This is a genomic window from Streptomyces sp. NPDC052496 (genome assembly GCF_040679095.1).
Taxonomy (GTDB): Bacteria; Actinomycetota; Actinomycetes; order Streptomycetales; family Streptomycetaceae; genus Streptomyces.
In genome coordinates this window covers 95,946-108,202 of sequence record NZ_JBFAUH010000020.1, presented here as the reverse complement: position 1 = coordinate 108,202, position 12,257 = coordinate 95,946, and the positions used below count along the sequence as shown (strand labels likewise).

The following is a 12,257-nucleotide window of genomic DNA, read 5'->3' as shown; positions in this document are numbered from 1 at the left end:
GCGGTACGGCGGTGTGTCCGCCGGGCCCGTCGTTCAGGAGCGCGCGCCCAGCCGGTACGCCGCCCGGTCCTGCCAGCGCCGGCCGTCCCAGGCGATGAGCCGGACCGTGTCGACGGGACGGCTGAGCGGCAGCGCGGGAGCCAGTTCGGCCTGCAACGCGTCGTACGCGGCCTCCTGGGTCGCCGGGCCTTCGTGGTTCGCGATCGTCAGGTGCGGGGCGAGTCCCGCGCCGAATATCCCGCGGTAGGGCACGGCTTCCGGCCAGCGCCGGGTGAGGTCCTTGGTCAGCGCGGTCACGGGGTCGTGGGGCCACGGGTCGAGGTAGAGCACGCCGGGGTAGCGGCCGAACGCCTCGAAGGTCAGGGTGAAGGCGTCGTGTGCGGCGAAGAGGGCGGCCAGTTCGCGGTGTGTCGTGGCGTCGATACGGCTCTCGTGGACGAAGGGGTACAGCACGGTCACATGGGCGGGGAAGCCCGCCCGGACCAGCGGGTCGGCTTCGGGAACCGTGATCGTGAGGGCGGTATCGCCTGGTATGTCGCCCCAACCGGCGTCCGTGGGCTCGCTGTCGACCAGGCCGGCCTCCGGGTTCACGTCTTCGTCCGTGTGCATCGGGCGCCATGATGGCATTGCCGGGTCACTCCCCTGTCAGGGGATGGCCGGAACGGTGCGCTGAATTCGCCGCGGGCCCGTGGAAACCTGGGGAGGACCGACGAGCGAGAGAGGCCCTGGCATGACCAAGACCTGCCTGCCCGTACCGCCGAGTGAGGCACCGCTCCCCGATCTCACCGCCCTGCCGCTCGGCGAGCTGTCAGCTCGTACGGAGCACCCGGTGCTGAGCACGCTGCTGCCCGGCGTACGCGAACGCCTGGGCAGCCCGGACGTCGTCGCGTTCTACGACGACGGGCCGCCCCCCGCCGTGCATGAGTGAAGCGGGCGGCCGCCCCGTTCCCGCCCGGGAGCACGCGGCTCCTCCGGATCACCCGGCTTCCCCGGACAGCCCGGCCTCCCGGCAGTGCGTGCCCTTCCGGCAGTACGTGCTGAAGGTGCACAGCAGGTGCAACCTCGCCTGCACCTACTGCTACGTGTACGAGGGCCCCGACCAGAGCTGGCGCGGGCGCCCGGTCCGGATGGCCGAGACCACCGTACGCCGCACAGCGGAACGGATCGCCCAGCACGTCACCACGCACGGGCTGCGGTCGATACGTGTCGACCTGCACGGCGGGGAGCCGCTGCTCGCGGGCCCCGCCCCGCTGATCGGCCACGCGCGGGCCGTCCGGGACGCCGTGCCCGCGGACTGCGCCGTCGCCGTCTCCGTCCAGACCAACGGCACCCTGCTCACCGCGGACACCCTGCGGCAGCTCAGCGCCGCCGGCCTCACCGTCGGCCTGAGTCTCGACGGCGGCAGCGCCCGGCTCAACCACCGGCGGGTCGACCACGCGGGCCGGTCCTCCTGGCCCGCGGTGCGGCGGGCGGCCGCTCTGCTGGCGGGTGCGCCCGCCGCGTACGGGGGCATCCTGTGCACCATCGACGTGGCCACCGACCCGGCGGAGGTCTACCGGTCGCTGGTCGCGCTGGGCCCCACCAGCCTCGACTTCCTGCTGCCGTACGGGAACTGGAGCCGACCACCGCCTGGTCTGGGACCGTTCGCCGGGTCCGCGGGCCGCGCGGAGCGCCCGGTTCCGTACGGGGAATGGCTGGTCCGCGTCTTCGACCTGTGGTGGGACACGCCGCCGGGCCACCGGCCCGTACCGGTCCGTCTGTTCACGGAGATCGTGGCGTTGCTGCTCGGCGCGGCGAGCAGGTCCGAGTCGGTGGGGCTGTCACCGCTGGCCGTGGTGGTGATCGACACCGACGGCACCATCCAGCGCCTCGACTCCCTCAAGACCGCCTACGCGGGCGCGCCCGACCTGGGGATGGACGTGTTCCGGCACGACTTCGAGGCGGCTGCGCGCCACCCGCACACCGTGGCCGCGCAGGCGCGCGGGCTCGACACGCTCTGCGGAAGCTGCCGGCGCTGCCCCGTCGTGCGTGTCTGCGGGGGCGGCAGGTACACCGACCGCTACCTGCACGGATCGGGTTTCGACCATCCTTCGGTGTACTGCGCGGATCTGGAGCACCTGATCCGTCATATCGGTGAGCGGCTTCAGGGGACCGTGGACGGCACCTAGCGAGAGTCCGCGCAGCGAACCGGCTCGCCGGGCCTCAACCGGGTGTCAGCCGTTCGATCTCGGCGAGTACGTGGTCCACATGCGGACGAACCCGGGCCTTCAGCTCCTCGCTCCAGTTCTCCTCCTCGTAACGGCAGTTGAGGTACAGCTCTTTGGCATGCTGCAGGACCGGGCGGTGCCGGGGCGGGAGCCGGCCGCGGGCCCAGTCGGCGGCGGCGTCCTTCGGCCTGATGTCGCCGGTGGCGAGGGTGGTCCAGATGCGCGCGAGGGTGAGCAGGACGTTGCGGGTGTCGCTGTCCACCTCCGCCAGCAGGCCGGGGATGCCGTCCACACTCGCCCGTACCACGTCCGCCCACGGGACAGGATCGAGAAGCCGCGCCGGGGGCGGGCCGGCCAACGGGTGATCGCCGGCCAGCGTCATGGTGACGAGCAGGGCCAGCTCCGGCATCGGTGCCGGCTGCGGGACGGCACCGGCCGTGAACGTGTCGCGCAGCCATTCGCCGTAGAGGAAGTCACCCGTCGGCGGAAAGCGCCACGGACGTACCTCGTCCTGTACGACGACGGTGAGTTCGACCGGGCGTGCTCCACCGGTGAAGCCGGAGAGGGCACCCATACTGTCGACGAGGGCTTGCCGCTGCCGGTCGCTCATGCGCCGCCGGGAGACGACGAGGATGTCCAGGTCACTAGCCGGCCGGAGGCCGCCGAGCACGGAGGAGCCGTGGAGGTGGACGCCGAGGGCGTCCGGGCCGAGGATACGGTCGAGCGATTCCACGATCTGCTGTCTCTGGTCCATGGGGTCCAGTGTCAGCCGCCTCATGACGGCCGCACACCAAGTACCGAGCAGCGAGTGGCGAGTGGCGAGTGGCCGGAATCCTGCTGCCCGTATCGGCCTACCTCGGGCACTGTCATAAGCATCCAGGCTGCTGCTCGTAGGTCGCCGCGGAGGCATCATGCACCGGACCATCGGCTCACCCGAAGTCACCAGCACGTTCGAGAGGTGCGAGCGGCTGTGCCGTTCCGCCCGGCAGGTGACCGACAGAGCCCTCCGTATGCAGTCCGAGGCGGCGGAAGCCCGGCTCAGAGCGGCGCAAATGCGCTACGACCTGCGGCGCACACTGTCCGCGCACCGGTCGGCCGTCGCAGCCGAGCGGCCATTTCCGGCCACAGCGGGTCGCCGCAACATTCTCACGCCGCCGTCCCGTCCCGCCGCCCGCACGACACAGCTCACGCTCCTGGCCGCGTTCGTGCACGCTCGTCTGGACGAGGAGGCGGCCACGGCGGAGCTGTTCCACGAAGCGGGCTGTCCGGGGGGCACGGGGACGATGTGCCGTTGCCCCGTGCCGGAGCAGGTGCGCCGTGAGATCGCCATCCGTCACGCCACCGCCCGGGACAGCGAGGAGGCGATCCTCGAAGCCGATCACGACGCGCGCGACTGGCCGCACAGCGAAGTGATCGCCCTGTTGCGGCTGAAGGTGCTCGCTCTGCCGTACGAACTGCACCGGCACTGGCGGGAGGAGTGGCGGCCGTGACAGTTCGCGGGTACGTTCCGGTACCGCTTCGGCCGGCGCGTCCGCTCACGGGCGGCCGGCCGGCTCGCCGTGGCCCTGCCAGGGGCGGGCGAGGGTGACCAGGGCTGTCGCGGACAGCAGGACACAGCCCAGGACCACACCGGCCGTCGACATGGCGGTGGTGTTCCCCAGTACGCCGGGCAGCGGCGCGGCCGCGGCGCCGAGGACGAACTGGGCACCTCCGAGCAGGCCGGAGGCGGCTCCGGGGGCGTCGCCGCCGACCGCGAGGACGATGGTGGTCGCCGCGGGCAGCAGCAGCCCGAACCCGGTCGTCAGGCCGAAGAGGCAGGCCCAGGTGGTGGGGAAGGTGCTGACACCGGCGGCGAGCAGCGTCACCAGTGTGACCAGGGCGAGCACGGTGACGGCCACGCCGGCGGTGAGCAGGGAGTTCAGGCGTACCCGCCCGGCCAGCCGGCCGAAGACCGTCCCGGCCGCCACGGTACCGACGGCGTTCGTGGCGAAGACGAGGCTGTAGGCGGTGGGCGACAGGCCGTAGACGTTCTCGAAGACGAAGGGCGAGCCGGTGATGTAGGCGAACAGGGCGGCCAGTCCGCAGCCCATGACCAGGAGGTGGCCGATCATCTCCCGGCGCCGGAGCAGACCGCCCATCGCTGCCAGTACGGCCGGCAGGCCGCCGGTCCGGCGCCGCCCGGCGGGCAGCGACTCGGGCACCCACGACCGGATCGCGGCGAACAACAGCAGCCCGGTCACGGCCAGCGCCACGAACACCAGCCGCCACGAGCCGACGCCGAGGAGGAGGCCGCCGGCCACCGGCGCCAGGACCGGCGCGGTCGACCCGATCACGCTCAGCGTGGTGAGCCGGCGGGCCGCGTCCGTACCGCTGAACCGGTCGCTGACGACCGCCCTGCCGATGACGATGCCCGCGCCGCCGGCGATCCCCTGCAACAGCCGGGCCACGTCGAAGACGGCGATGGCCGGGGCGCACGCGCAGACCAGGGAGAACACGCTGAACAGGCCCGAACCGGCCAGCAGCAGCCGGCGCCGCCCCAAGGCGTCGCTCACCGGGCCCAGGACGACCTGGCCGACGGCGAGCCCGACGAGACAGGCCGTCAGGGAGAGCTGGACGGCCGTCTTCGAGGTGTCGAACGATGCGACGATCTCCGGGAAGCCGGGTGCGTACATGTCGATGGCGAACGGTGACACCGCCGACAGCCCGCCCAAAACCATGATCAGTAGTCCGGTGCCGGCGGTCCGGGCGGGTGCGCGATCGGTGCTGACGGTCATCGTTCTCCCTCCGGGAGCTGCCTGCTTACCGGCCTCATCGTCAGCGTGGCGGACGCGCCGCGGTGTGGAGCGCCGGGCCCGGGAATGTGGAGCGCGGGGCCGGCCGGCGGTGTCCCGTCAGGAGTGCGCCCGCCGGAACCGGGCGGGGGACGTGCCCCGGTCGCGCCGGAAGGCGTAGCCGAAGTTGCCGGCCGAGGCGTAGCCGACCTCGTGCGCGATCCGGGCCACCGGCCAGTCGGTCTCGACGAGCAGGGCCGCGGCCCGGTCGAGGCACTGGCCGCGGTGGTACTCCCCCACCGACATCCCGTACAGCGCGCGGAAGCCGGTGGTCAGGCGCCGTACGGACATCGACGAGGCGCGGGCCAGAGCGGCCAGCGTCGGCGGTGCGTGCCGTTCCTGCCAGAGCAGGCCGGGCACGCGGCGCAGGGCGGCCACCTCGTGGTCGGCCAGGGACAGGCCGGCGGGCTCCCGGCCGTCCGCGGGCGCCTCGGGGGCCGTGAGCCCGTCGGTCAGCGCGGCCAGCGCCGCCACGAGCCGCGATTCCAGGAACAGCAGGCGTCCCGGCGACGAGCGCCGGTGCAGATAGATCTCCTCCAGCGGCCCGGCCACCGGACGCAACGCGGCGGACCGGCCCAGGTACCGCTCGCGTGCGACGCTCTCCGGTCCGGTGGGCGGCAGGCCGCCCGCGCCGAGACCGCCGAGGTAGGACTCCAGCCCGGTCCAGGTCCCGGTGATGGACACCGCCCGGTAGCGCTCGCCGTCCGGGTGCGTGACCACGCCGTCGGTGGCTCCCCGGGGGCTGAGCGCCACCGAGCGGGCGCGCAGGTCTCCGGCGCCGGCGCCGGTCTCGCTGATGTGCAGGCGCCCGTCCACGCAGTGCTCCAGCTCGAAGTGGCCGCCCGGGAACGTGAACGCGACCTGGTGCCCGCCGGCGAAGGCGACGTCGTACCGGACGAGGTGGAACCCGCTCCGCAGCGGGGTCACCTCGATCGTGCCGTCCCCCACCTCCGGGCGCAGCCGGTGCCGCACGGTGCCGTCGTGGCCCTCCTCGGCCTGGGCGATCGAGGCGTAGTACGCCGCGGACGTCTCCTCCGCCACGGCCGAACCGGCGGCGCCGGCGAGCTGGTGCACCCTGGTCACACGCCGCAGATTAGCTCTCCCCCGCCGCCCCGGTCATGCCTGCTGGTGACCAAGCACGGCCAGGGGCTGTCCCGCCAGGCGATCAGCCGGCCTCTGGCCGTACTCGGATCCGCGGGCCTGGTCCGTCCACGGCGCCAGGCCGCTACAAATGCCACGACCTGAACACCGAGCCCTTTGAGCGCGCCATGACGCGACGGCGCCGGCCCGACCCCCCGGAGAGCACCCCATGAGAATCCACCTGACCAGCGTCTTCGTCGACGACCAGAAGAAGGCCCTGCGCTTCTGCACCGACGTGCTGGGGTTCCGGAAGAAGTACGACATCCCCATGGGCGAGGCCGGCGATGTCACCACCGCCGTACTGGACGACACCTGCGGCAGCCTGATCCAGATCATGGCCGGCGATTTCTGAACCGCAGCACGGATCCCGCACCGGATCACGGTCGTGGTCAGCTGCCGCCGCCCCGGCGCCGCTTCGGGAACACGGCGCGCACCGCGGCTCCCCGGACGCGGAAGGCGGCCCAGATCAGGGGCACGGAGCACACGCCTTGCAGCACGGCGTACCACAGCGGACAGACGCCGGGGATCGCGTCGACGCCGATGATCGCGACCGGCATGACGCCGGTGAGGGTGCACACCCGCTCGTAGTGCCGCCGCGATCCTTGTGCGGCGCGGACGGTCAGCCGGTGGAGCACCGGGGTGAGCGCGAGCAGAATGGCGCCCCGTACCCACATGAACGTGGTCACCGGATGGCCGACGACCGCCACCGCGGCCACCGTCAGCAGCGCGACGGCGCAGAGCGCCCCGTAGAGCTTGACGCACGTGCCCACCGTGTCGAAGGCCCGCCGGGCGCCGGCCTGGCCGAGGTGTGCCGGGGTGGTTGTGGTGTCGCTGATGTTCGTCATGCTGTCCTCCGTCGTGTCGTGATGCCGACGCTACGGAGCACGTGAGCGGCGGGGTACGGGCCTGGACGTACTGCCGGGTGGGGCCAGACCCACTCCCGTGGCGCTGTCCCGGACCCCCGCACGTCCGGCAGACCGGCGCCCGGGGTTCCGCGCGCGCCGCCGAATGCCGGTCCGCTCCGGTTCCGGGACCGGTGTCGCTCGGGCATGCTGGGTGTCCGGCCCGGTTCGGGCCGCTGCCTCGGGGGGGCGTCATGGCAGACAAGGAACGCGGCGTACTCGGACAGCTCGTGAGAGGGCTGAGCCTGCTGGTACTGATCATCCTGTACGCGGGCGGCATCTTCCTGACCTACCGTCAGTTACGGTCGCAGACACCGGCGATCGGCGTCCTGAACGCCCCGGAGTGGACCTACGCGGCGCTGGTGCTGGGACTGATCATCTGCGGCGGCCTGGGCGTGGCGGCGGCCGTCGTCGACGGGCGCCGGGAGACCCCGTCGTGGGTGATCGCGCTGGCCGGCACCGTCGCCGCGCTGGCCTGGAGCCTGTGGGCCGTGGACAGTCAGGGCAAGGACGCGGTGGGCATGCTGTTCGCCGCCACGCCGCCGCTGACCGCCTTCCTGGTCCTGATGGAGCTGATGCGGCAGTTGCGGGCCAAGCGCCGTTCCGCGGCGGCCGTGTGACGACAGCCGGGGCCGGAGGGGCCGCCGTAAGAAATCGGTGCCGTTCGACGCCCGTACGACGGTGATACGAGTGCCCGGCACTCCATTCGAGGCCCATAGCGGTCACCGTCCCGGAACACCTGTCGCCCGCCCCGCGGACAGGCACATGCTGTGGGCAGCACAGGTACGGCGGGCGCCCTCGGGGCGCCGCGGGGGGACGGATGCTGGATCACGAGGCGGCGGTACACACGGGACACCGCGGGCGGCGGGCGCGCACCGCGCCGGCGGGCGGCTGGGCCGACGGCACACTCCTGGCCGAACTGCGCAAGCTCGAACCCGGGGCGCCCGGCCCCGCGCACCTGGCCCTGGAGCGGGCCGGAACCGCACGGGTGCACACCCGCGGCGAGATCATGATCATGGCCGGTGGCGCGGACACCTTCGTCCTGCTGCTGCTCGACGGCTTCGCCAAGGTCGCCACGACCGAACGCTCCGGCGTGACCGCGCTGATGGACATCAGGGCCGCCGGTGACGTGGTCGGCGAGTCCGCCGCGTTCGACGGCCGGCCCCGGTCGGCGACCGTCACCGCGGCTCAGCAACTGCTGGTCCGGCGGATCGCGCAGGACGAGTGGCTGCGGTGGATCAGTCACAGCCCGGTGGCGGGGCTGGCGGTCAGCCGCAGCCTGGCCCATCGCAGCCGTACCGCGGTGCGCCGGCACACCCGGTTCGCGCACGGTCCGGTCATCGCCCGCCTGGCCAGCGCCGTCCTGGACCTGGCGGAGCAGTACGGAGCCGCCGTACCGGACGGGCTGCTGGTCAGGCCGGGGCTCACCCAGGCGGAGTGGGGCGAGCTGATCGGCGCCCAGGAACGGCGGGTGCACCACATGCTGCACGAGCTCGCCCGCCTCGGTGTCCTGGCGTTCGGACGGCGGCGGATCGTTGTACGGTCCCTTCCCGCGCTGCGGGAGATCGCCGCGACCGGCTGGGACACCCCGTGAGCGGGCCGGGGCGCGCCGCGCGACCGGTCAGCAGCGAACCGGAAGGAGAGGGCCATGGATCCCGACACCAGGTTCGTCCTGCCCGACGACGTGGCCGCGGCAGCGGGCCTGTACACGGAGTCGCCGGCCCCGGGCACCAAGTCGTCCGAGAGTGAGGACCTGGAGAGCTCCGTCAGGTTCTACCGCCCGCTCGTCTACCGCCTGTCCGGCGCGTCCGGCACCGCCGGGCCGGTGGACCTGCTGCTCTGCTTCCCGTACGACCTGGCGCCGCTCACCGGCGGCCGTGCCTACGGGGACGTGCGGGTGGGCATCGACTTCGGGGACAGCGGGGCGCAGGCGCTGGCGGTGCAGCCCGCGCCCGGCAGTGTGCAGCCCGACGGCACCCGGGTGGCGGTCTTCGGGCGCGGCCATCACCGGCTGCGCTGGGAGTTCCGCCCGCCGCCCGCGGGGCTGCGCCCGGACGGCCACTGGTGCCAGGTGCTGCTGCGGCTGCCGCCCGGCCGCTCCGGCGTGTACTGCCACCTCACCTGTCATGTCGTCGTACGGCGTACGCTCCTGGGCCGGGTCGTGGGCAGCAAGGCCGGTACGCGGGGGAACCTCGGACTCCGTGTGCGCGTCGAGGACGCCTGGGCGGCCCGCCTGCCGCTGCCCGGTCTCCCGTACCCGATGGCGGCCCCCGACGGTCCGGCGCCGCGCGTCCGGGGGCCGGAAGGCGTTCACGAAGAGGGCGCCGCCGGGGACGCGCCGTGGCTGCGGCGCCTCTTCTTCGCCCTGGACGTGGAGCGGTACAGCCGCCGGCACAACACCCACATGGCGCGGGTCCAGCGCGACCTGTGGCGTACCGCGCGGGCCGCCTGCGCCCACGCCTCGGTCGACTGGCACGCGTGCGGGCGCCAGGTCAGCGGCGACGGATACCTGCTCGTGCTGCCCACCGGCATCAGCGAGCCGACGGCCGTCGCGGGGCTGCTCAAGGGCGTCACGCTGGCGCTGCACGCCGTCAACACCGACCCGGAGCGCCCGGCGGGCATCGGCCCGACCCGGATGCGCGCCAGCCTGCACCAGGGGCTGACGTGCGAGGGGGCGAGCGGTTTCCTCGGTACGGCGGTCGTGGAGCTGTTCCGCGTCCTGGACGCGGGGCCGCTGCGCGCGGCGCTGCGCGAGAGTGCGCACGCCGACCTGGCGGTGGCCTGGTCCGACAGTCTGTACCGCGACCTGGTGCCGCACGCCTACCCCGGGCTGGACGCGGGTGCCTTCCGCCAGGTCCACGTCGAGCTGCCCGAGAAGGGTTTCACGGCCGGGGCGTGGATCGAACTGCGGGCCCGCCCGCTGAGCGGCGAGCGCCCCGCGCCCGCCGGGACGGAGGCCCCCGGTGCCGGAAACGGTTCCCCGAACCCGCACTGAGACGGGATGCGCCGGCTCCCGGAGCGCTGTACTGGCGCCCATCGGGGGCGGGGCGGTCCGTCGTCCGGCGGGCCGTCCTGAGGCTCCCGACGCACCGAACCTCACAGAGCGGGGGCACTGTATGCCGGCCATTCCCGTCACGGTTCTCGGGCCGCAGGAGTCCGGGAAGACCGTGTATCTCGCCAGCCTCTTCCGGCGGCTGTCGATCCAGCGGGACGATGTGGGTTTCTTCGTCGGGCTGCCGTCCGAGGAAGCCACGAAACTGAACCAGATCTTCGGCCAGATCATCAGCCCGGACGGCTGGCCGAACCCCAATCTTCTCGCGCACACCTCGGAATGGCGGTTCACCTGTTCCGTACGGACCGAGGACGGGCGGGTGTTCAGCCCGTTCACCATCAATTACCTGGACTACGCGGGTGAGCACCTGACCCGCGCGACGGCTGCCGAGACCGAACACGGGGCCTCGTTCTGGCAGCGGGTCAAGGAGTCGGAATTCCTCCTGGTGCTGCTGGACGGGGTGAAGGTACTGCGCTGCTTCGAGGGCGACTTCCTCCTGGTCCACGAACTCATCTCGGTGTTCAACACGATCGAGTCGAGCGGCAACGTGGTGCACTTCGTGGTCACCAAGTGGGACCTGCTGGAGGCGGCCGGGCATTCGGTCCGTACCGTGCTCGACTGTCTGCTGAAGGACCGCGACTTCAGCGCCTTCTACCTGAACCGGCTGCGGCAGCAGGAGGCCGGGGCGCTGCGGTTCATTCCCGTCAGCTCGCTGGGCAGGGGGTTCGCCGTGCCGGCCGCCGACGGCCGCACGATGGTCAAGCAGGGCACGTCGCCGCGGCCGCTGAACGTGGAAGTGCCGCTGATGGCCGTGCTGGTGGACCTGTTCGACCGTGCGGTGCGGTCGGTGGCCACGCAGCTGGCGTCGGACGACGAGATGCTGCGGGTCAGGGCGCGCAAGCTGCGGTGGCTCCAGGCGGTGCAGCGCAAGGTTCCCATGGTGCGCGCGTTGCTGGCCGCCCGCGCCGCCGAGTCGCCGGTCATGGCGGCGGTCCAGGAGTACCTGGGGGACACCGTGGTGGCCTATGTGGACGAACGGCTCTCGGCGTACGGGCAGCAGGCCGAACACGACGTGTCCGAGGCCCGGGGCCGGGTGCTGCGGGCGCGTTCGGAACGGGAGGCGATGGTCAGGATGGTCGACATGTTCGAAACGACGCTGGCGGAATTCGACGCGGCCCACCCGGGCTCGCACGTCCTGGAAGAGGCTTCGTGATGACCGGCACCGGAACTCCCGGCCCTACACAGGAGTTCTGGCCGTTCGCGATCACGCGCTCGGTCCACACCGGTTTCCGTATCGTCGTCGCGCCGGGATTCCTCGTCCGGTACGACCAGCATCATCTGCTGGCTGATGTGACGGGCGGCGATGTGTCGGACGACCACGTCTATCTCCGCGAATACCGGGATCAGGGAACGCTTTCGCTGTGGCTGCTCTACCGCGTCGTGTACCTGCGGGGCGCGGACGTCGGCCAGGGCGGTGAATTCGCTCTGCACGGTTCCCGGCGGACCCCGCTCGTCGAGGGCGTGGTGTGCAGGAACCGTCCGTCCGGCGCCACCGGTGAACTCTTCGGGACGGTCCGGCGGGTCTGTGCCGAACCGCTGCGGCTCTTCTTCACCTCGGACTCCGGAACGTATCCCGTGCATCCCAGTGAGCCGGTCGATGCGGTGCCCGGCGACGGTTCGCCGTTGCGTGTCGAGGAGGAGCCCGCCTATCGCTCGGCGAGGAATGTGCAGGCGGCCCTTCAGGGCCGCCGCCATCCGCCCGCCACCTCATGGAGCGTCGGACACGACGGCGTACGCGTCGGCACCGCGCGAGAACGGGTTACGGCGCGCCGGCCAGGTGACAGCCGTACGGGTGCTGCGGCTGCTGGGGCCGACGCTGATCGCGGCCGGGGAGCAGGCGCTCGACTCCGCCGACGCGTCGGCGGCCCGGCTCGCGTCGTCCGTGAACGGCCGGTCGTCGTCGGCGTCTGCGTGCTCGCGCTCGCATCGGTCTGTGCGCTGATCGCGCTGCTTCTCAGGTGCCGCGCCGGGCACTTCGGCGCCCCGTGTACGTGAGCGGCCGTGGCGTACGGCTGTCCCGTACGCGTCGCCACGGGGCGCCCGGGCCCCGTGGCAGCCGTCGCAC

At 72.6% G+C, this 12,257-nt stretch carries 14 protein-coding genes and 1 pseudogene; 10 read left to right on the top strand and 5 right to left on the bottom strand.

Annotated elements, in window-relative coordinates:
• Positions 1-33: 33 nt before the first annotated feature.
• A complete protein-coding gene (locus tag AB0L45_RS25690) occupies positions 34-609 on the bottom strand; it encodes a 2'-5' RNA ligase family protein (protein ID WP_365843773.1) in 576 nt (191 codons plus the stop codon).
• A 121-nt stretch (positions 610-730) separates the two neighbouring features.
• Here AB0L45_RS25690 and AB0L45_RS25685 point away from each other — a divergent pair, with 121 nt between their 5' ends.
• Positions 731-928: a YxD-tail cyclophane-containing RiPP peptide gene (locus AB0L45_RS25685; RefSeq protein WP_365843771.1), complete on the top strand. Its 198-nt coding sequence runs from the start codon at positions 731-733 to the stop codon at positions 926-928.
• Positions 921-2,168 carry an FxsB family cyclophane-forming radical SAM/SPASM peptide maturase gene (locus AB0L45_RS25680; protein WP_365843769.1) on the top strand — a complete coding sequence of 416 codons (1,248 nt, stop codon included), beginning with the start codon at positions 921-923 and terminating at the stop codon, positions 2,166-2,168. Before AB0L45_RS25685 ends, AB0L45_RS25680 begins: the two co-directional genes overlap by 8 nt.
• Before the next feature lie 34 nt (positions 2,169-2,202).
• On the opposite strand, the gene AB0L45_RS25675 is transcribed toward AB0L45_RS25680, so the two are convergent.
• Positions 2,203-2,961: an aminoglycoside adenylyltransferase family protein gene (locus AB0L45_RS25675; protein WP_365843767.1), complete on the bottom strand. Its 759-nt coding sequence runs from the start codon at positions 2,959-2,961 to the stop codon at positions 2,203-2,205.
• A gap of 157 nt (positions 2,962-3,118) precedes the next feature.
• Between AB0L45_RS25675 and AB0L45_RS25670 the strand changes: the two genes are divergently transcribed.
• The gene (locus AB0L45_RS25670; RefSeq protein ID WP_365843766.1) at positions 3,119-3,697 is read left to right on the top strand and encodes a DUF6221 family protein; all 579 of its coding nucleotides are present in this window, start codon (positions 3,119-3,121) and stop codon (positions 3,695-3,697) included.
• 45 nt (positions 3,698-3,742) lie between these two features.
• On the opposite strand, the gene AB0L45_RS25665 is transcribed toward AB0L45_RS25670, so the two are convergent.
• Together AB0L45_RS25665 and AB0L45_RS25660 are read right to left on the bottom strand one after the other, a co-directional pair.
• Positions 3,743-4,981, bottom strand: coding sequence for a multidrug effflux MFS transporter (locus AB0L45_RS25665; RefSeq protein WP_365843764.1), 1,239 nt, complete (start codon positions 4,979-4,981; stop codon positions 3,743-3,745).
• Between the two features lie 117 nt (positions 4,982-5,098).
• Positions 5,099-6,121, bottom strand: coding sequence for an AraC family transcriptional regulator (locus tag AB0L45_RS25660; protein ID WP_365843762.1), 1,023 nt, complete (start codon positions 6,119-6,121; stop codon positions 5,099-5,101).
• Positions 6,122-6,163: 42 nt separating this feature from the next.
• Between AB0L45_RS25660 and AB0L45_RS25655 the strand changes: the two are divergent.
• A pseudogene (locus AB0L45_RS25655) lies at positions 6,164-6,351 on the top strand (helix-turn-helix domain-containing protein); the annotation flags it as partial.
• Positions 6,348-6,530 (top strand): VOC family protein, encoded by a 183-nt coding sequence (locus AB0L45_RS25650; protein ID WP_365843760.1) that lies wholly within the window; start codon positions 6,348-6,350, stop codon positions 6,528-6,530. The pseudogene AB0L45_RS25655 and the gene AB0L45_RS25650, both read left to right, overlap by 4 nt.
• A gap of 37 nt (positions 6,531-6,567) precedes the next feature.
• On the opposite strand, the gene AB0L45_RS25645 is transcribed toward AB0L45_RS25650, so the two are convergent.
• Complete coding sequence (locus tag AB0L45_RS25645) at positions 6,568-7,023, bottom strand: hypothetical protein (RefSeq protein ID WP_365843758.1); 456 nt, start codon at positions 7,021-7,023, stop codon at positions 6,568-6,570.
• A gap of 251 nt (positions 7,024-7,274) precedes the next feature.
• Between AB0L45_RS25645 and AB0L45_RS25640 the strand changes: the two genes are divergently transcribed.
• The 5 genes from AB0L45_RS25640 (at position 7,275) to AB0L45_RS25620 (ending at position 12,187) form a co-directional block, all read left to right on the top strand.
• Complete coding sequence (locus AB0L45_RS25640) at positions 7,275-7,700, top strand: hypothetical protein (protein WP_365843756.1); 426 nt, start codon at positions 7,275-7,277, stop codon at positions 7,698-7,700.
• Positions 7,701-7,900: 200 nt separating this feature from the next.
• A complete protein-coding gene (locus AB0L45_RS25635; protein ID WP_365843754.1) occupies positions 7,901-8,674 on the top strand; it encodes a Crp/Fnr family transcriptional regulator in 774 nt (257 codons plus the stop codon).
• Between the two features lie 54 nt (positions 8,675-8,728).
• Complete coding sequence (locus tag AB0L45_RS25630) at positions 8,729-10,075, top strand: hypothetical protein (protein WP_365843752.1); 1,347 nt, start codon at positions 8,729-8,731, stop codon at positions 10,073-10,075.
• 172 nt (positions 10,076-10,247) lie between these two features.
• Entirely contained in the window at positions 10,248-11,345 is a 1,098-nt protein-coding gene (locus AB0L45_RS25625) for a hypothetical protein (protein ID WP_365843750.1), read from the top strand.
• Positions 11,342-12,187, top strand: coding sequence for a hypothetical protein (locus AB0L45_RS25620; protein ID WP_365843748.1), 846 nt, complete (start codon positions 11,342-11,344; stop codon positions 12,185-12,187). Before AB0L45_RS25625 ends, AB0L45_RS25620 begins: the two co-directional genes overlap by 4 nt.
• Positions 12,188-12,257 lie beyond the last annotated feature (70 nt).